This window comes from Pseudaeromonas pectinilytica (assembly GCF_054780855.1).
This window is the reverse complement of sequence record NZ_BAAGVN010000317.1, coordinates 1-18,692: the sequence shown is the minus strand read 5'-3', so window position 1 is coordinate 18,692 and position 18,692 is coordinate 1. Positions and strand designations below refer to the sequence as shown.

Sequence of the window (18,692 nt, the reverse complement as noted above, 5' to 3'; positions counted from 1 at the left end):
CTAAAAAAAGCAAGTTGGGATGACAATTATCGGGCACAGCTATTCTTTGGTTAAAAGTTCATCAAAGTGTGCTCCCGCCCTGCAACCAATCCCGGGATATCATCTGTTGCCAATAATGTTAATGGGGGTAATAATCTCCCATCAGGCCCCTTCAATACGCCCATAAAAGACAGAATGGTTGACATTCTTTGTAATCCATCAACCAAATCCCAAACGCCATCACTACGCTGTGCGACAAATATTGAAGGCAATGGAATGCCGAGCAATATTGACTCAATTAATTTAACTTTTTGTTCGTGAGTCCAACGATAAAACCTCTGAAATTCAGGGTTGATATATATTTCACCATCGCGATATAAATTTGAGAGTTCACCAATAGACATTGGATATGAATCAGTAAATATTTCTTTTCTCTTTTTATCAATTTGTTCGTTCAACATAATTTAATCCTTATTAAAACTTTCTCCCTGCCCATACGACACGGCCAACGATGTTCAACTCGGCGAGCTCGGCTTTGCTGATGTCTCGGGATGCGTAAATGGGATTGTCTGAAATCACCCGCACGCCGTTGATGTCAAATTGTACTCGTTTGGCGAATAGGTCGCCGTCGAGCCGGATCACATCCTTGTCGCTGATGGTTGGCTCCATGCTGTCGCCTTGAGCACGGCTCACTGGCAAACGTTCTGGTGGCACCAGGAGCAAACAGCATAAACAAGGCGCGAGCGATTCCACTCAGGCATCAGCATCATCTAAATCAAGCGCTTACGCAAGAAATCTGCCCTTGAATATACCCAATAGAATATAAATGGGGAACATGCGGATCTGGGGTTTATCACTTTATTCCCGCCACCTTCTTCCGGCCACATAGCGATCGCCTCGGCCTTCGCTATTGGTTGCGGTAGCCATAAGACAGGCTCGCCACTAAAAGCGGTGCGGGAAATACTTGCTGATCAAGGCGGTAAAACTGCGCTTACAGCGAAATTCGATCGCCAATGCATTAACCGATTGTTCAAACTCATCCAGCGGTCGCTGATGCTGTATCAGTTGGCGCTGCAACTGCTGTAACAGCTGGATCAATCGCCACCAGGGCCTCGGCGTTGCCAATATACAGCTGCTTGGACTAGACAAAGCTACAGCGCAACGGAACAAGCAACCGCCTGGATTGCCTATGAGGTTGGCTCCGACCACCTCACTGCACCGCGTAGCGGACTGTGATCCGGTATAGCCGCTGCTGCCACTGGATGTCCGCCGGAGCGTCTGGATAGGGGGCTGCTTCTTGGACCATCCGCCGGGCTGCGCGATCAAATTCTCGGATGCCCGAGCTTTTACCCATCAACTGTTTGATCAGTTGCCCCTTGCGGTCGATGACAAATTCCACCACCACCTCGCCCGCTCGGCGGGATCCCAACACCTTGGGAATGCGCTGGTGAGACAGCAGATGTTGCCGCACCTTGAGATCATGACTGGCCGGGTTGGCCTGCCCTCCCCGCTGGGCGCTTTGCCCGGCATCTGCTTGCTTGTTGTGGCTGACATGAGCCCCGCTTTTGCCTTGTTGTCCGGCTTTGGCCCCGGCCGCAGCAGGTCTGGACATGGTCAGTGGCGTGTAGGCCCAGAAGCTGGCGCTAGGGTTCGCGGCAGGGTGCACGTTGCAGCAAGATTATTCAGCCGTGACGTTTCCCGGCAAGTGAATAAGCTCAGGCTCGGCAGGGTTGAGTCTGAGCCGATTCAAGGCCTGGGCGATTCAAGGTGTAGGGGGAACGGAGTAGATCAGGTTATCCGAATGAAAATAACTATTGACCAGACGGGCGACCCAACCTTCGGCTACCATCTCGGCGAGAGCCTTATCCAGCAAGGCAACTTCCTTCTCGATCCCGGCCGCCTTGCTGTAGCCGATATAGAGATCTATATGTTGTTCCGGTTGATAAACGGTGCGCACTATCTGTTTGCTGAGTCCCATCTCGTGCAATGAGTAATCGACCTGACAATCGGTGCCGATAAAGAGCTGGTTACGCTGTTTGAGCAACTTGCCGGGCAGCTGACTCTCATTCAGCACGGCGTTCTTGTTCAGATGGCGGTCACTATCAAAGGGCTCAAAATAGGCAGCGCCACGGACATAGCCTATCTTCTTGCCTCGCAGATCGGCATAGCTGCGCACCTGTTTAGCCATGGCCGGCAAGGCATAGAAAGCGGGATGACATTGGTAGTAAGAGGTCGAAAGATAGCCAATATAGCGGCTGCGAGCCGGCGTTTTGGCTAGGCTGGTGAGCAAGTCGACCCGCCCGCCTTGCATATCCTGCAAAGCGCGCACAAACGGATAACGCAACAGATAGATATCGATGCCGGTGCGGGTTGACAGCTCTTGCAGCAGCTCTCGATCGATGCCATCAAAGCCCGAATCGGAGCTGATCGAATTGGTATCAATAATAAACGGCGGCCAATCATCCATGGCCGCAAACAGCATTTTTTTAGCCTGAAGCGGCGTAGTGATGCACATCAGGAGCAGCGCCAACAGCCCCCATCCAGATATGAACCTGCGACTCATCGTCATCGCCATGACTTACCTCATTCTCTCGCATTACCCGACAGTATAGGCGCAATCAGGGCGACGAAAGCGGATCCTGCGCCACAGATACTAGGATCCCGCTCAGGCGAGCGGCGTGTCGCTTTCCGGGATCGAGCGGTGATTGTTGGCTATTTCCGCTGCCGGGCTTGTGCGTGACCCCATTTTGCTTCAGGATCTAGCCGTCATTTTCCACTATGGATACCGCAATGAGCCAACTGACCAGCGATCTGAATGCCAACTACGAACTTCTCCTGACCCAAGCCCGTGAAACCGGTGTGCTGTGGGGTCTGCAATTCGGCGAGGATTGGGTTGTTTGTGACTCAAACGACTTTGCTGAAACCGACGTATTGCCATTGTGGTCCAGTGAAGAAGCAGCCCGCGCCCACTGTGTGGAAGAATGGTCGGACTACAGCCCGGTCGCCATCGATTTGGAGATCTTTTTCGACGAGTGGGTGAATGATCTGGGCGAAGATGGCGTGCTGATCGGCACCAACTGGAATGATGATCTGGACGGTCTGGAGGTCGATCCGCTCGAGCTGGCCAAAGATCTGGCGGAAGTTGACGAATAGTCATAACACCACCGCTCTTCGTGTCCGACAGCCCTCCACGCGAGGGCTGTTTTTTTTAGCTCGTGGACCAGCGCGCCGCGGCTTGCTGATCACAAGCTCTCGCCTCCACCCAGCGGCTGCTGCCATCGGCCAAGCGCTCTTTTTTCCAGAACGGTGCCTGGGTTTTCAGGGCATCCATCAAAAACTCACAGGCCGCAAAGGCTTCGCCGCGATGGCTACTGGCCACCAGGACCAGCACGATCTGATCCGTCGCCCGAAATTCGCCGACTCTATGGATCAAGGTGACAGCTTCCAGTGACCAGCGACTGCGAGCCTGTTGGACCAGCTCACAGAGCGACTTTTCGGTCATCCCCGGATAGTGCTCCAGGGTCAGCCCGACCACCGCATCCCCGAGATTGATATCCCGCATCCGGCCGACAAAACTGACCACAGCGCCGATGCGGCCCTGCCCCGCCAGCCGCTGGTATTCAGCTGCCAGCTCGAAGTCAGCCTCCTGGACCAGGACTCGCTCCAGCAGGGATACAGGAGCTTCGTCGGTAAACGACGACACATGCGCGGGCGATAACAGACTCATATCAGCCTCCGGTGACGGGTGGGAAAAATGCGACTTCATCCCCATCCGCCAGTGGCGTCGACCAGGATTGCACGCTCTGATTCACCGCCACCAGCACCGACTCGGCCGCCAGCGCGCGCTGCCAGTGCGGGCCTCGCGCCGCCAGTGCCTGGCGCAAGGCTTCGACCGTCGGATACTCGGCCGCCAGCTCTAGTTGACTGGTGGCCAGCTGCTCACGCAGCGAGGCAAAAAATTTCACCTGGATCATGACTCACTCCTGCCGTTGGTAGTCGCCGGACTTGCCGCCGAGCTTGCTGATCAGGGCTATCTGCTCGATCACCATGCCCTTGTCCACCGCCTTGCACATATCATACAGGGTCAGCGCGGCCACCGAGGCCGCGGTGAGGGCCTCCATCTCGACGCCGGTCTGCCCCTTGAGCCGGCACAGAGTCTGGATGATGACAGAAGAATCGGCCTCATCGATCTGCAACTCCACCTCCACCTTGGCAAGCGCCAGCGGGTGGCATAAGGGGATCAGATCGCTGGTTTTCTTGGCCGCCATGATGCCGGCGATCCGCGCCGTAGCGAACACATCGCCCTTGTGATGGCCCCCTTCGAGGATCAGCTGCAGCGTGGTGGGCAACATCCGCACTCGTGCCTCGGCACGGGCCTCGCGATAGGTTTCAGCCTTCGCCGAAACATCCACCATATGGGCCTCACCATTGGCCTGGACATGGGATAGCTGCTGACTCATCTCAGACTCCGCTTTTCAAGTGCATGACAAAACTGCACGGCCGGGTGCGGGCATCCAGCTGGGGGGCAATGATCTGCTGCCAGCCAGTGCGGCAGGCATTATTGGAGCCCGGCAGGCAGAAGATGATGGTGCGATTGGCCAGCCCTGCCAAAGCCCGACTCTGGATGGTGCTGGTGCCAATCTCGGTGTAGGAGACTTGGCGGAATAACTCGCCAAAGCCTTCCACCTCCTTGTCGAACAGCGGCTTGACCGCCTCCGGTGTGGTATCGCGGCCGGTAAAGCCGGTGCCGCCTGTGATGATCACCGCCTGGATCTGAGAGCTGGCAATCCATTGGCTCAAGACGGCGCGGATCTGATAGATATCATCGATGACGATCTGCTTGTCCGCCAACCGATGACCGGCGTCTTGCAGCGCCTCCACCAGCAGTAGACCTGAGCTGTCGGTTTCCGCGGTACGGGTATCAGAAACGGTCAATACCGCAACGTTCAGAGGTTTGAATTCCAGGGCCGCATGGCTCATATCGGTGTCCTTTTTCGTGTGATAGTTCGTGTAATAGTCGGGTGATGATCTGATGCAGCACCCAGGCTGTCGTCCGACGCACAATCATGCCCGCTCGCAGCAGCATACAGCTGCCACTCTTCGGGGGTATTGGTGTTGCCCAGGGTGCGCTGCAGCGCCTCGGGGGCCATATCCGGCAGCAGCTGGTCAGCCGCGAGCAACGGCAGATCTAACTGACGCAACAGCGCCTGGACCGAGTAGTCGCGTCGCTCACTACTGCCCAGCAGGCTCTTCAGCACCGGCAAGGCACCCGGCTGCAGCAGCAAGGGGAACTGGCTTCCCTGGACGCCGCTCCCAACCGGATGAGCCGCACCGTGCCGGGCCAGGGCGCGTAGCAGGGGGGCATCCATCCCCGGCATATCCACCGGCAGAATAAGCCAGCGCGCCTCGGGATAGCGCTGCAGGGCCGAGGCGATCCCGGCCAGAGGACCCCGGCCGCACCAGGCTGGCTCATCAGGGATAGCCGCGAACCCCGGATAGTCGCCGCTGAGCCAGACGCCGCCACAGCCCGCCTCGCGCAGCAAACGTAAGCCGCGCTGTAGCAGGGATTCCGCGCCAAACGGACCGCTCAGTTGCAGCAATGCCTTATCTTGCCCCATCCGCGAGGAGCGACCGCCACACAGCAGCAAGCCAAACAGCGGCGGCAAAATCACAGGTGACGACGGAGACGCTGACGGTGTGGCGGCAGATAGTGTGGAAACAGAGGGTATGCCAACCGGCTCGAACGGAGTCATATTCAGCCTCCAATCGAGGCCAGATGAGCACGAATGCCCGGATCACCCAAGTGCAACTGGTGCGCCTTGGCCTTGAATTGCAACGCCTGCTGCAACCGCTGCTGTAATTGCTGGTGCAGTCGGGGATCATCGCTAGCCAGCAGATCCCGCAGCTCTATGCCACCATCGCCAAACAGGCACAGATGCAGCTGCCCCAGCGCCGACACCCGCAGCCGATTGCAGCTGTCACAGAAACCGGCGCCATAGGGCATGATGAGCCCCACCTCGCCGACGTAATCGGCATGCCTGTACACCCGGGCCGGGCCATCCTCAGCCGCCCGCGCCTTGAGTTGCCACCCCTGGCGCAGCAGTTGTTGCTCGAGCTCGGCACCTCGCAGATGGTGTTGGGCAAAATAATCCCCCGCCACCCCGGTCTGCATCAATTCGATAAAGCGCAGCTGGATGGGCTGATCCTTGATCCAGCAAAGAAAATCGTCGAACTCATGATGATTGAGCCCTTTGAGGAGCACGGTATTGACCTTGATGGTGCCAAAACCAGCCGCCCAAGCCGCTTCCAATCCAGCCAGGATCTCGCCGAGCCGATTTTCACCGGTGATCAGACGAAACTGGCGCGGATCCAGACTGTCGATGCTGACATTCAGACTATCGAGCCCGGCAGAGCGCCACTGAGCGGCTCGTTCTTTGAGGCGATAACCATTGGTGGTCATCACCAACTGCTCCAACCCCGGCAGAGCACGCAAGTCGCCGATAATGGCCTCCAGATCCCGCCGCATGGAGGGCTCGCCACCGGTCAGACGGATCTTGCGCGTTCCCAGGGAGACAAAGCTCCGCGCCACCCGCCGCAACTCGCTGCGAGAGAGAAAATCGCGCGAACCATCGGGCTTGTAGCCATTCGGCAAGCAGTAGCTGCAGCGAAAATTGCAGACATCGGTGATCGACAGCCGCAGGTAACCGAAGCGCCGGGAAAAGCTATCCACCAGCACAGGCTCCGCCAGCGACTGCAAGGCGCCCGAGCGTTGTGGCGCTACCGGTCGTGAGGTGTCGGCCTGAACCGACAACGGCATGTTCGCCGGGCTCGGTGTGGAGCCGCGCCGCGACTCGACACTAGGTTGCAGCGACTCTGCGCTAGGCCGCAGCGACTCGATGTCAGGCGCCAGGCTCGTATCAATGATGGACATAAACACCTTTCCAAGTCGGGAGGCGGTTTGGTTTCCCGCACCACCCTCGCCAGTCAAACGGTTGACAAACACAACCGTCGGTTGGCTCGGCCTGAGCGCCCTGCTCCGCGTTGCGAAGGTTAGGCCCACAGGCTCGGGTTTATTGTGTCGTTGTCTCCCGCCCAAGAACCGTTTTAGGCCTATGGCGGGAGTTCCCCTTTTCAGCGCAGCAGATGCTCAACGCTACCGCAGACTCGGCATTCCGGATCCCGGGGCAAGCGCAAACGCTGAAACTCCAGACTCAGGCCGTCGATCAGCAACAGCTCGCCACACAAGGGTTGGCCGATGCCTGTGATGAGTTTCAACGCCTCCAGTGCCTGCAAGGAGCCCACCATACCGACCACGGGTCCGAGCACGCCATTGACCACACAGCTAGCATCCGGCTCGGTAAACAATCGGCTCAGACAGTGATAGCAAGGCTCGTTCTGTCCCCAGGTAAAGACGCTCAGTTGCCCCTCGCCGCGGATGGCCGAGCCGGAAACCAGTGGCACCCCGGCGGCTCGACAGCACAGATTGATCAACTCGCGACTGGCGCGATGATCCGTGCAATCGAGCACCAGATCCTGCTCGGCCAGATAACCGGGCAACATCACCTCATCAGCATATTCCGGCAATGCCAGCAGTTGCAGGTGTGGATTGAGCGCCCGAAGCGCCGTGGCTGCCGAATGGACCTTGTAGTGCCCTACGCGGTCATCCTGATGTAGCACCTGCCGCGCCAGATTGGAGTGCTCGACCTTGTCGCCATCCAGCAGAGTCAGTTGGCCGACACCGGCTGCCGCCAGATATTGCGCCGCCGCGCACCCTAAGCCGCCCAGACCTATGATCAGCACCCGGGCAGCCTTGAGCGCCTCCTGGCCTGGCAGATCCCAGCCTTTGAGATTGATTTGGCGATGATAACGCAGCAGTTCGGCGTCACTCAGCAGGCTCGTCCCACTCGCGGTCTGGCATCCCGGATTCATTGCAGCACCTCATCAAACAGTTGGATCTCGACGCAAGTCCCGGCCGCCAATTCACGCTCTCCTGGATGCCGCGCTGGGTCCAGCCGGAGCAGGCAATTGGCTCGAGACAGGGCGCTGAACATGGCGGAGCCCTGACCACCGGCGCTGGAAACCTGCAACTGACCATCGGCCGCCACCTCGGCAATCCCCCGTTGAAAATCAATTCGCCCCGGACTTAAACGCACTGGCATCGCCAGTCGAGCTGGCAGCCGCAACACAGACTTGGGCTGGGCACCCATCAGTTGATCCAGCGCCGGACGCACCAGCAACACGAAGGTGACCAGGGCCGAGACCGGATTGCCCGGCAAGCCAAAGAACCAGCAACCGCGTGTGGCGCGGGTCAATTGCCCGCAGGCGAAGGGTTTGCCCGGTTTGATCGCCACTTTCCAGAACTCCACCTCACCGAGCTCGGCCAGGATTTCCTTGGTGTAATCGGCCTCACCGACCGAGACACCGCCCGAGGTGATGAGCACATCCGCCTCGGCATCGGCGCGCCAGAAGGCTTGCCGCAGCAGCGCCTTATCATCAGGGATAATCCCCAAATCCAGTGCCTCGCAGCCCATCCGCTCCAGCAGCGCGGCGATGGCATAGCGATTGGAATCGACGATCTGCCCTGGCGCCAGCTCGCTGTCGACAGCGCTGAGTTCATCACCGCTGCTAAAAAACGCCACCCGCAGCCGACGATAGACGCGGACACGAGCCACCCCCAATGTCGCCAGCAGCGGCAACTCCCGAGCCGTGAGCCGAACGCCAGCGGCCAGCACCGGCATGCCGGGTTGTAACTCCTCGCCCTGCCGGCGGATGTTCTGTCCAGCCACCGCATTGGCCGAAAAATGGATGCACTCACCACCATCGGCAAGCGGCTCAACGCGGGTCTGCTCCTGCATCACCACAGCGTCTGCGCCCGCTGGTAACGGCGCACCGGTCATGATGCGAATGCAATGACCCGCAGGCCACTCTCCGGTGAAGAGCTGTCCGGTGAAGGGCTGCCCGGCAAAGGCCTTACCTGCCAGCAACAAGCTGGAGGAGCCGGCCAGATCGGCCAGACGCACGGCATAGCCATCCATCGCCGAGTTATCAAACGCCGGGACGTTCACCGTCGAAACTACAGGCTCAGCCAGGATCCGGCCCAGCCCATCGGCCAGAGCCACCGACTCCACCTCGCACACCCGTGGCAGCGCGGCCAATCGGGACTGCGCCGCTTCCAGCGACAGAGCATCCGAACTATCACAACAGGCCATCATCTATCCTCTTGATGCGTACCGACGGGCGCCTCCTGCTCGACTGCCACTTCAGCCCCGTGTCTCCACAACAGGTCGGGGTGGCGGCAAACTTGCCAGGAGGACACCATAAAGTTGCAGCATTGTTACTACAATCCAGCGTTCAAACCAAGCCTTACGCGCGTGGCGGTGGAAAACCTCAGCCCCCATGACGCTGGATATAGACGCTTTGCCCCTCCAGCTTCACCGCCCAGGTCCGTACCGCAACCCCCTCCTCTTCCAGACAGCGGCCATCGCGCAGGGCAAAATGCTGTTTGTACAGCGGCGAGGCGACACAGGGCTCACCCGCCACATCGCCGACGATGCCGCGCGACAACACGAACGCCTGTCCCAGCGGATCCCAGTTATCCAGGGCATAGAGCGCAGGCTCCAGCGCCGGTACATAGAACAGAGCCACCTGCTCGCCATCAACCAGGGCGGCGGCCCCTACATCGGCCGTCAACTCCGGTAATTCGCATACTTTGGTCCAGTTCATACCAGCTCCTTGATCTCGATGGTCTCTTCTTCGCCCTGAGGAAATGCCTGGCCGCGCAGCAGGGCACGCGGCGGCATATAGGCCGCTTCACTGTTGATAAACGGCTTGAAGCGCTTGAGCTTCTCCGGATCGGCCAGAGTCCCCTGCCATTCACACTCGAAGGTGGCCAGTTGATGGGCCATCTGCGCCTCCAGCTCGGCGCCTATGCCCAACTTGTCGTCGATGATCACCGACTTGAGATACTCGAGCCCTCCTTCCATGTTCTCCATCCACACCGAGGTCCGTTGCAGGCGGTCGCCGGTCCGGACATAGAACATCAACACCCGGTCGATATAACGGATCAGTTGCTCATCGTTGAGGTCGGTGGCAAACAAGTCAGCGTGGCGCGGCCGCATGCCGCCGTTACCACAGACATAGAGGTTCCAGCCCTTTTCGGTGGCGATGACGCCGATATCCTTGCTCTGGGCCTCGGCACACTCCCGGGTACAACCGGAGACCGCAAACTTGAGCTTGTGCGGCGAACGCAGACCCTTGTAGCGGTTCTCGATGTCGATGGCCATGGTGATGGAATCCTTGACCCCGTAACGGCACCAGGTCGAGCCGACACAGGACTTCACCGTGCGCACCGACTTGCCATAGGCTTGCCCGGTCTCGAATCCGGCATCGATCAACTCCTGCCAGATGGCCGGCAACTGATCCACCCGGGCGCCGAACAGGTCGATACGCTGACCGCCGGTGATCTTGGTATACAGGTTGTACTTCTTGCCGACCGCTCCGATGGCGATCAGACCATCCGGGGTGATTTCGCCACCCGGAATCCGTGGCACCACCGAGTAGGTACCATCTTTTTGCAAATTGCCGAGGAAGGCATCGTTGGTGTCTTGCAACGGCCGATGGGGTTTCTCCAGCACATGTTCGTTCCACAGCGAAGCCAGCACAGAGCCAACCAGCGGCTTGCACACCTCGCAGCCCAACCCCTTGCCATGTTTCTCCAGCACTGCGCCGAAGTGTTTGAGCTCACCGACCCGGATCAGGTGAAACAGCTCCTGACGGGTGAAGGCAAAGTGTTCACAGACATGGTTATTGGCTTCCATGCCCAACTCCAGCAGGGTCTGATCCACCACCTGCTTGACCAGATTCGAGCAACCGCCACAGCCAGTCCCGGCCTTGGTGCAGCTCTTCACCTCGTTAAGGGTATGGTTGCCCGCCTTGACCGCCGCCACTATGTCGCCCTTGGTGACGTTATGGCAGGAGCAGATAGTCGCGGTATCCGGCAGTGTCAGCTGGGGTGCACTGCTCTGGGTTTCGCCCAGGATCAGCCCCAAGGGGGACTCCGGCAACGTCACCTCGTTCAGGTAATACTGCAGCAGGGTATCGTAGTCGCTGTTATCCCCGACCAGAATGGCGCCCAGCAACCGCTGGCCGGTCTCGTCAATCACCAGCTTCTTGTAGATACCGGACTGACGATCCAGGGTCAGCACCTCCTGAGCCCCGGCGCTCTGGGCATGGGAGTCGCCAATAGCGCCGACATCCACCCCCATCAGTTTGAGCTTGGTGCTCATATCCGCGCCCTGAAAACTCCCCGCCTGCCCCAACAAGGTGGCCACGGCGGCACGCGCCATCTGATAACCCGGCGCGACCAGGCCGAAGATTTTACCCGCCCAGAGTGCGCACTCGCCGATGGCCAGCACCTCCGGCTGACTGGTCCGGCACTGCTCGTCGATGACGATGCCACCGCGCTCACCCACCACCAGGCCGGCACTACGCGCCAGCCGGTCTTCGGGGCGGATGCCGGCAGAAAACAGGATGACGTCGGTCTCCAGATAGTCACCGCCCTTGAACACCATGCGATGGCGAGCACTCTCGCCATCGACGATGCACTCGGTGGCCGTATTGATATGCACCTGGACCCCCAGGCTCTGGATCTTGCTGCGCAGCAGATCCCCGCCCACCGCATCCAGTTGTACCGGCATCAAGCGCGGCGCAAATTCGATGACATGGGTCTCCAGCCCCAGCAGACGCAGGGCATTGGCCGCTTCCAACCCCAACAAGCCACCACCGACTACCACACCAGTGCGTCCTCCGGCACAGGCATCACGGATCGCTTCCAGATCCGCGAGTGTGCGATAGACATAGCAGCCGGCGCGGGTGTGACCCGGGATCGGCGGCACAAAGGGGTAAGAGCCGGTTGCCAGCACCAGCTGGTCATAGCCATAGACCTCACCATGACAGGTGGTCACCGTCTTGGCCGCCAGATCCAGCGCCTCGGCGGCACTGGCCAGGATCAGCTTCACGCCTTGAGCGGCGTACCACTCCGGATCGGCCATTTGCAACTCTATGGGTGCCCGGCCACCAAATACTTCCGACAGATGCACCCGGTCGTAGGCGCTGTCCGGCTCAGCCCCCAGCACGGTCACCGCAAAAGTATCCAGCCCTCCGGCGTTGACCAGTTGTTCAATAAAGTGGTGTCCCACCATGCCGTTGCCGACCACCAGCAGTTGCTGTTTGTTCATCCTTTTTTCTCCATCCCGGCGGGCATACCGTCTCGTCATGCCACACGCCTCATTGAGTGTTCTGCCCCTCCCCGGCTCGGGTAAAAGGCAAAATTCCTGCTTCCCCAGGGTCATCGGGGAGTCCGTTACGCCACGGCGCTGCGGGCCTCAGCCTTGGGCTTTTTTAGCGGCGTCACCTTGCTGTGTTTTTCATACAGGAAGCTCAGTACCCGCTGGCGCAGACGGTGATATTCCACATCCTCGGCCAGAGCCACCCGGTTACGCGGCCGTGGCAGGCTAATCTCGAGGATCTCGCCGATGGTGGCCGATGGACCATTGGTCATCATGACGATGCGATCCGAGAGCAGCACCGCCTCGTCCACGTCATGGGTAATCATGATGACGGTGTTGTTGAGCTCGGCCTGGATCTCCATCAGCGCATCCTGCAGGTGGGCCCGGGTCAGGGCATCGAGAGCGCCGAAGGGTTCATCCATCAGCAGTACCTTGGGGGACAGCGACAGGGCGCGGGCAATACCGACCCGCTGTTTCATGCCACCGGAGATCTCGTGAGGCTTCTTCTCCAGGGCGTGATCCATCTGCACCAGGGAGAGGTAGTAGCGCACCCGTTCGGCAACCGCCGCCTTGGGAGCCCCCTTCATCACCTGCCGCACCGCCAGCTCGACGTTCTCGTAGACCGACAGCCAGGGCAGCAGGGCGTGATTCTGGAACACCACGGAGCGCTCGGGGCCCGGGCCTGCGACCTCACGGCCATCGAGGATGATGCCGCCGGAGGTGGGATCGTTCAGACCCGCCACCAGATTCAGCACCGTACTCTTGCCACAGCCGGAGTGGCCAATCAGCGAGATGAATTCGCCCTTGGCGATCTTCAGATCGACATCCACCAGAGCTTCAAACCAGCCGGAGGGGGTGGCAAAGCGCATGCCGACGTTGCTCAGATCCAGATAGTGTTTTGACATGGGAATTCTCCTTCCTTTTTGCGACTGGGATGACTCAGCGCAGTTCGCTGCGCTTGTCCCAGGAAATCCATTTCTGCAAGGCCAACATGCCGCGATCCAGCATGAAACCTATGACCCCGATGGTGACGACAGCAACCATGATGCGCGCCAGCGACTCGGAGCTACCATTCTGGAACTCGTCCCAGACGAACTTGCCCAGTCCCGGGTTCTGCGCCAGCATCTCGGCGGCGATCAGCACCATCCAGGCCACCCCCAGCGACAGGCGCAAGCCGGTGAAAATCATCGGGATGGCGGAGGGCAGTACGATTTTGCGCACATGGGTCAGCGGCGCGAGTTTCAGCACCCGGCTGACGTTTTGCAGATCCGGATCGATACTGGCCACCCCGACTATGGTGTTAAGCAGGGTCGGCCACAGGCTGCACAGGCTGACCGTGAAGGCCGAGATGACAAAGCTCTTGGCGAGCCACGGATCGGGCGACACATAGACGGCGCTGACCACCATGGTCACCAGCGGCAACCAGGCCAGGGGCGAGATGGGTTTGAGGATCTGCACCACCGGATTGATGGCCTGATACAGGGTCTGGTTCAGTCCGAACAGGATCCCGGCCGGAATGGCGATCAGCACGGCGATACCGAAACCAGTGGCGACCGTCACCAGACTGGTGAGGATTTGATCGAAGAAGGTATCCCGTCCGGTATAGGGGCGAACCTTCACCTCGGCCTGCGGGTTGGCCGCCAGCTTCTGGGCATTGCGCTCTGCCTGGCGGGCATAGAAGGCATCCCGCTTGTCCCGCTCGGCGCTGTGCTCCTGGTACAGAGCAACCAGCTGTTTGCCGGTGGCGACCGGACCGGGCAGACTGCCCAGCGAGGTCTGCACCTGGCTGGCTACCATCTGCCAAACCAGCAAAAAGGCGAGGATCCCCAGCATCGGCAGCAGACTACTGCGCCAGGCGCGCGCGCCGCCCGCCTTCAGATGGGTCAAGCCCCAGGGGCCGGCAAATGGGTTGAAACGATGAATCATGGTTTGCATAGTTCGGTTCCTTGTTCAGCTCGGGTGGCTATCAATAGCCACCCGCAGGTCCATCGGTCGTTACAGTTTCTGCTCGCCCTTGAGGCCAATGGTGAATTGCTGCAGATAGGCATTCGGGGTATGACCGTCATAGGGGACGCCATCGATAAAGTGGTTATCCACCGGCTTGTAGCCGCTCTCGCTGGCAAAATCCGGGAAGTCGCTGGCTTTCATCTTGCCTTCGGCAATCAGCTCTTTGGCGGCCAGGGCGTAGACATCCGGGCGATAGACCTTCTTCGCCATCTCCGCATACCAGCTGTCGGGTTTGGCTTCGGCAATCTGCCCCCAGCGGCGCATTTGGGTCATGTACCAGATGGCATCCGAGTAATAGGGATAGGTAGCGTGATGACGGAAGAAGACGTTGAAATCGGATGCCGGGCGCTTATCCCCCTTCTCGTACTCGAAGGTGCCGGTCATGGAGTTGGCGATCACCTTGGCATCGGCCCCCACATAGTTGGGACGAGAGATGATATTCACCGCATCCAGGCGATTGGCGTTGTTATTGGCATCCAGCCAGTAGGCGGCGCGGATCAGCGCCTTGATCAGATGGATATGGGTATTGGGGTACTGATCGGCGAAGGCTTTAGTCACGCCGAACACCTTTTCCGGATTGTTGCGCCATACCTGTTCATCCGTAATCACAGGCACGCCAATCCCCTTGGCAACAGCCGCCTGATTCCAGGGCTCACCCACGCAGTAAGCGTTGATGGTTCCGGCTTCCAGAGTGGCTGGCATTTGCGGGGGTGGCGTCACGGAGAGCAATACGTCGCCCTGGAGTTGGCCGGAGTTGTCGCCCTTGGCCGGCGCATAAAAACCGGGGTGAATACCACCGGCGGCTAACCAGTAGCGCAACTCGTAGTTATGCGTGGAAACCGGAAAAACCATACCGAAGTTAAAACTCTTGCCCTGCTCCTTGTAACTGGCAATCACAGGTTTAAGGGCAGTCGCCGAGATCGGATGCTTCGGCTTGCCATCACTACCCTTAGCCAACTGCGGTAACATTTTTTGCCAAACATCGTTGGATACCGTGATGGCATTGCCGTTCAGATCCATGCTAAATGCGGTGACCACCTCAGCCTTGGTGCCGACCCCCAGGGTGGCCCCGACCGGCTGACCGGCCAGCATATGGGCGCCGTCGAGTTGGCCATCGATCACCCGATCCAGCAGCACCTTCCAGTTGGCTTGCGCTTCCAGAGTGACATAGAGCCCCTCCTCTTCAAAAAAGCCCTTTTCATAGGCCACGGCCAAGGGCGCCATGTCCGTCAGCTTGATAAAGCCCAGCTTGAGCTCTTCTTTTTCCGGAGCGCCGACGGCGGCTAGAACGGACTGGCTGATCACAGCGGCGGTGATGCCAAGTGCCAACAGAGTTCTTTTGGATGCGTGCATGGTGGTTCCTCCCTGAAACAAAAACGCCCCGCAGATCGGGAGATCTGCGGGGCGTCGTTGCCATCTGTTCATATCAATGGGTCATTCGTTCTTCAGGACTAGGGCCTAGTAACCATTCGACCGCCGTTGGCCGAGGTCGGGCACCTGCTCCTGACTCAAGGAGTACTATTCAGTTTCTGTGCCAAGGTGAAAAAGCCGTTAACCGACCATTAACATGGCTTTTTAAGCCATGTTCAGCCGTTTTTTGCCCGGCAAGCGCCGAAGGGGCGCACCAAGATGGCGCCGTCGCACCACAGCCAGTCACAAGGGTTACCCGGTTACCCAGCCCCAATCTCGGTTTGGCGTGGCATTCCTTGGCGTAACAGACTACTGAACCAGGCCGCTTTTCTGCATAATGGGCCATCGCTAGCTTCCGGAGTTGCCATGTCATCCCTCCCGTTCAGTCACGATCAACTACAGGGTTTGTATCGCGCTATCTACGAGCGGCGGGATGTGCGCTCGCAGTTTCTGCCCGATCCGATCCCGGTCCCTCTACTGGCCCGTTTGCTCCATGCCGCCCATCACGCGCCGTCCGTCGGCTTTATGCAGCCCTGGGATTTTATCGTCATCGACGATCCGGCCATCAAGAGTCGGGTCAAAGCCCTCTTCGATATCGCCAACAGTCAGGCGGCCGAACGTTTCGCGGATGAAGCCGATGACAAGGCCGCCCTGTATCGGCGCCTGAAGCTGGAAGGCATTCTGGAGAGCCCGATCAATCTGTGCATCACCTGTGATCGCAGCCGGGGTGGCCCGACCGTCTTGGGTCGGACCAGCATTCTGGAGATGGATCTGTTCAGCGCCTGCCTGGCGGTGCAGAACTTGTGGTTGGCGGCGCGGGCCGAGGGGATCGGCATCGGCTGGGTCAGTATCTTCGACAATGAGGAGTTGGCCCGGACGCTGGGCTTGCCGAGTCATGTCTACCCGCTCGCCTATCTGTGTATCGGCTATGTTACTGAGTTTCTGCCCGAGCCCGAATTGCAAGCCAAAGGCTGGCGTCAGCGCCTACCATTGACGGAGCTGGTGCACAGCAATCACTGGCAACAGAAAGTGGAGGATCAGGAGTTGTTACAGGCACTCGAAGAGGTTCGGATCCCCGCCTACTGCCAACCGGAGGAAAAGAAATAGCCTGCGGCCAAAGCGCTTAATACTGGGCCCGGATCTGCGACAGTTCGCCACTTTGTAGCAACTGGCGCAAGTCTGCCTCGAACGCGGAAGCAAGGTTCAACAGTTTCGAGCGGCGGGAGAGTCCGAAATAGACGGCTCTGGGCTCGTCGAATCGCAGGGTTGCCTTCTTGAAGGTCCCCTGCCAGTTGAGATGTTTGATCCAGTAATCCCCTTCACTCTCGGTACTGAGTACCGCATCGAGACGACCGATGGCCAGCTTCTTGAGATTCACCAGACTCGTTACTGCGGACTCCTTATACAACTGCGGGTCGTTGTCGAAACGGGGGGAGTACTTGGCGCCGCGTTTAACGCCGATGGATAGCCCCTCGAGTTCCTCATAGCGATTGATATTTCGGGGATTGCCCGCCTGCAGATAGAACACCTTATCGGTATGGGTCTGATAGGGCACATCCAGATAACGGATAAAGGTTTCCCTGTCCGCCGTGCGCATCAGATTGCTGACCACATCGACATCACCGCTCTTGAGCATCGCCAGACAGCGGGCCAAGGGCGCCGGTTTCACCACCAACCGCAGATCATGCTTGGTGGCCAGCCGCTGCAGAATATCCATATCGATACCGGTATATTCCTGGCGTGGTGAAAGGATTTTCCAGGGCGGTGCCTCACTAAAAGCCACCACCAAGGTTTGTTGCGCCTGTGCGCCCCAACATCCTGGGCTCAACAGCATGGCCAAGGCCATCCAGCGCAGCGTCCTCCTCATCCCTGTCTCCCTACATTCTGCCCCTATCCATTCGGGATATGAAACCTGCCCTTACACGCGCAACTCGACACAGTAAAACATCTATCTAATTGATTACTATTGAAGTATTAAATTATTGATAGCCAACTCACCTTACAGAGCGCGGAAAACGGGTACAGGATGCAACGTTAAAAATCGGTGGATAGTCACAAAAATAGCAGCAAGTTCAATCCGATAGCTGAAGCAACAGGCGCCGGGCCAACTCTCCGAGACTGATGCCATGCTGCATGGCACTGCTGCGCAAAGCCGCAAACGCAGCTTCCTCATCCAGTCCATGCCGTTTCATCAGTTGTCCCTTGGCGCGGTCAATCAGCTTGCGCTCTTCCAGCTTCTGACTGATATCCGCCACCGCCTCACGCTGACGCCGCACCATGGCATGCTGGGCCCGTGCCTGCTTGATCCAGCTCTCTACCGGCTCTTTATCGGTCAGTCGATGGGGAACCAAGGTAACACCGGCATCCAGTAACTGTGCCTGCAGATGTTCGGGAAGTGCTTCGGTAAACAACACCACGGGAATGCCCTGCAGAGCTAGGGTGATCGCCAGCACCCGCCATTCGGCCGTCAGGCGACGGCAATCCAGCATGGCGCCATTGAGCGCCGATGGTAAGCGCAAGGGATCGCTGCTGGAGGCCAGCACAGGCTCATGGCCATACCGGCTGAGCAACAGAGCCAGCCGATTAGCCTGCGCCACCTCGTCAGCGTAGATCAATATTCTGGAAAAACTCATCCCTGCTCCCAGCCCTGTGCATGCGATGCCCCCTTGGAGCGGCGTGGCGATCGCCGTCCCGGCGTCGATATCAATAACAAGGCTACCTCAGAGCTGTCAGCATAAAAAAGCATTATTTTTGCAACATTATGAAAAACATTAAAGCCAAAGGTTATGCCACCTGCGACAGCAGGGTTTCTCCCATCTGGGCCAGTTGCTCCCGTAACCGCACGACTTCACCCACCAGGATCAACACCGGGGTCTGCCCCTTGAGTCGTTCGGCCTGCTGTGCCAAATCACTCAGGGAGCTGATCAGTAAGCGCCGCTAAATCGACCTACTTGCCTTCGTTGTATTGCGCCACTTTTTTTGCAATGGGCTCCAGCGGGACGTTCCAGG

General features: G+C 58.8%; 23 protein-coding genes and 1 riboswitch. Of the genes, 2 read left to right on the top strand and 21 right to left on the bottom strand.

Annotation, left to right across the window (positions count from 1 at the left end; genetic code table 11):
• Positions 1 to 50: 50 nt before the first annotated feature.
• From ACYVG7_RS13450 to ACYVG7_RS13430, 5 genes are all read right to left on the bottom strand, one after another.
• On the bottom strand, positions 51 to 440 hold the full coding sequence (locus ACYVG7_RS13450) for a DUF262 domain-containing protein (RefSeq protein WP_460883597.1): 390 nt from the start codon (positions 438 to 440) through the stop codon (positions 51 to 53).
• Between the two features lie 13 nt (positions 441 to 453).
• Complete coding sequence (locus ACYVG7_RS13445; RefSeq protein ID WP_460883596.1) at positions 454 to 648, bottom strand: S24 family peptidase; 195 nt, start codon at positions 646 to 648, stop codon at positions 454 to 456.
• 273 nt (positions 649 to 921) lie between these two features.
• Positions 922 to 1,077, bottom strand: coding sequence for a hypothetical protein (locus ACYVG7_RS13440; protein WP_460883595.1), 156 nt, complete (start codon positions 1,075 to 1,077; stop codon positions 922 to 924).
• Between the two features lie 112 nt (positions 1,078 to 1,189).
• Positions 1,190 to 1,591: an energy transducer TonB family protein gene (locus ACYVG7_RS13435; protein WP_460883594.1), complete on the bottom strand. Its 402-nt coding sequence runs from the start codon at positions 1,589 to 1,591 to the stop codon at positions 1,190 to 1,192.
• Between the two features lie 150 nt (positions 1,592 to 1,741).
• Positions 1,742 to 2,542: a substrate-binding periplasmic protein gene (locus ACYVG7_RS13430; protein ID WP_460883593.1), complete on the bottom strand. Its 801-nt coding sequence runs from the start codon at positions 2,540 to 2,542 to the stop codon at positions 1,742 to 1,744.
• A 227-nt stretch (positions 2,543 to 2,769) separates the two neighbouring features.
• On the opposite strand from ACYVG7_RS13430, the gene ACYVG7_RS13425 reads away from it, so the two are divergent.
• Positions 2,770 to 3,132, top strand: a complete 363-nt coding sequence (locus ACYVG7_RS13425; protein ID WP_460883592.1) for a DUF2750 domain-containing protein — start codon at positions 2,770 to 2,772, stop codon at positions 3,130 to 3,132.
• 55 nt (positions 3,133 to 3,187) lie between these two features.
• On the opposite strand, the gene moaE is transcribed toward ACYVG7_RS13425, so the two are convergent.
• The 13 genes from moaE to ACYVG7_RS13360 form a co-directional block, all read right to left on the bottom strand.
• On the bottom strand, positions 3,188 to 3,706 hold the full coding sequence (gene moaE, locus ACYVG7_RS13420; protein ID WP_460883591.1) for a molybdopterin synthase catalytic subunit MoaE: 519 nt from the start codon (positions 3,704 to 3,706) through the stop codon (positions 3,188 to 3,190).
• A 1-nt stretch (position 3,707) separates the two neighbouring features.
• Entirely contained in the window at positions 3,708 to 3,953 is a 246-nt protein-coding gene (moaD, locus tag ACYVG7_RS13415) for a molybdopterin synthase sulfur carrier subunit (RefSeq protein ID WP_460883590.1), read from the bottom strand.
• A 3-nt stretch (positions 3,954 to 3,956) separates the two neighbouring features.
• The gene (gene moaC, locus ACYVG7_RS13410) at positions 3,957 to 4,439 is read right to left on the bottom strand and encodes a cyclic pyranopterin monophosphate synthase MoaC (protein WP_460883589.1); all 483 of its coding nucleotides are present in this window, start codon (positions 4,437 to 4,439) and stop codon (positions 3,957 to 3,959) included.
• Position 4,440: 1 nt separating this feature from the next.
• Entirely contained in the window at positions 4,441 to 4,959 is a 519-nt protein-coding gene (gene moaB, locus ACYVG7_RS13405; RefSeq protein WP_460883588.1) for a molybdenum cofactor biosynthesis protein B, read from the bottom strand.
• Positions 4,956 to 5,732, bottom strand: a complete 777-nt coding sequence (gene mobA, locus ACYVG7_RS13400; protein WP_460883587.1) for a molybdenum cofactor guanylyltransferase — start codon at positions 5,730 to 5,732, stop codon at positions 4,956 to 4,958. Before mobA ends, moaB begins: the two co-directional genes overlap by 4 nt.
• Positions 5,733 to 5,734: 2 nt before the next feature.
• A complete protein-coding gene (gene moaA / locus ACYVG7_RS13395; RefSeq protein WP_460883586.1) occupies positions 5,735 to 6,910 on the bottom strand; it encodes a GTP 3',8-cyclase MoaA in 1,176 nt (391 codons plus the stop codon).
• Positions 6,900 to 7,061, bottom strand: a riboswitch (molybdenum cofactor riboswitch). It overlaps the preceding gene by 11 nt.
• Before the next feature lie 49 nt (positions 7,062 to 7,110).
• A complete protein-coding gene (gene moeB / locus ACYVG7_RS13390; protein WP_460883585.1) occupies positions 7,111 to 7,908 on the bottom strand; it encodes a molybdopterin-synthase adenylyltransferase MoeB in 798 nt (265 codons plus the stop codon).
• Positions 7,905 to 9,191: a molybdopterin molybdotransferase MoeA gene (gene moeA, locus ACYVG7_RS13385; RefSeq protein WP_460883584.1), complete on the bottom strand. Its 1,287-nt coding sequence runs from the start codon at positions 9,189 to 9,191 to the stop codon at positions 7,905 to 7,907. Before moeA ends, moeB begins: the two co-directional genes overlap by 4 nt.
• Before the next feature lie 175 nt (positions 9,192 to 9,366).
• Positions 9,367 to 9,702, bottom strand: coding sequence for a nitrite reductase small subunit NirD (nirD, locus tag ACYVG7_RS13380; RefSeq protein WP_460883583.1), 336 nt, complete (start codon positions 9,700 to 9,702; stop codon positions 9,367 to 9,369).
• The gene (gene nirB / locus ACYVG7_RS13375; RefSeq protein WP_460883582.1) at positions 9,699 to 12,215 is read right to left on the bottom strand and encodes a nitrite reductase large subunit NirB; all 2,517 of its coding nucleotides are present in this window, start codon (positions 12,213 to 12,215) and stop codon (positions 9,699 to 9,701) included. Before nirB ends, nirD begins: the two co-directional genes overlap by 4 nt.
• 125 nt (positions 12,216 to 12,340) lie before the next feature.
• Entirely contained in the window at positions 12,341 to 13,171 is an 831-nt protein-coding gene (locus ACYVG7_RS13370) for an ABC transporter ATP-binding protein (protein ID WP_460883581.1), read from the bottom strand.
• Between the two features lie 34 nt (positions 13,172 to 13,205).
• Complete coding sequence (locus ACYVG7_RS13365; RefSeq protein ID WP_460883580.1) at positions 13,206 to 14,201, bottom strand: ABC transporter permease; 996 nt, start codon at positions 14,199 to 14,201, stop codon at positions 13,206 to 13,208.
• Positions 14,202 to 14,261: 60 nt separating this feature from the next.
• Positions 14,262 to 15,626, bottom strand: a complete 1,365-nt coding sequence (locus tag ACYVG7_RS13360; RefSeq protein ID WP_460883579.1) for a CmpA/NrtA family ABC transporter substrate-binding protein — start codon at positions 15,624 to 15,626, stop codon at positions 14,262 to 14,264.
• 423 nt (positions 15,627 to 16,049) lie between these two features.
• On the opposite strand from ACYVG7_RS13360, the gene bluB reads away from it, so the two are divergent.
• Complete coding sequence (bluB, locus tag ACYVG7_RS13355; RefSeq protein WP_460883578.1) at positions 16,050 to 16,790, top strand: 5,6-dimethylbenzimidazole synthase; 741 nt, start codon at positions 16,050 to 16,052, stop codon at positions 16,788 to 16,790.
• A gap of 16 nt (positions 16,791 to 16,806) precedes the next feature.
• On the opposite strand, the gene ACYVG7_RS13350 is transcribed toward bluB, so the two are convergent.
• The 3 genes from ACYVG7_RS13350 to ACYVG7_RS13340 form a co-directional block, all read right to left on the bottom strand.
• A complete protein-coding gene (locus ACYVG7_RS13350) occupies positions 16,807 to 17,550 on the bottom strand; it encodes a substrate-binding periplasmic protein (RefSeq protein WP_460883577.1) in 744 nt (247 codons plus the stop codon).
• A gap of 205 nt (positions 17,551 to 17,755) precedes the next feature.
• Entirely contained in the window at positions 17,756 to 18,316 is a 561-nt protein-coding gene (locus tag ACYVG7_RS13345; RefSeq protein ID WP_460883576.1) for an ANTAR domain-containing response regulator, read from the bottom strand.
• Between the two features lie 151 nt (positions 18,317 to 18,467).
• The gene (locus tag ACYVG7_RS13340; protein WP_460883575.1) at positions 18,468 to 18,590 is read right to left on the bottom strand and encodes a hypothetical protein; all 123 of its coding nucleotides are present in this window, start codon (positions 18,588 to 18,590) and stop codon (positions 18,468 to 18,470) included.
• Between the last annotated feature and the right edge of the window lie 102 nt (positions 18,591 to 18,692).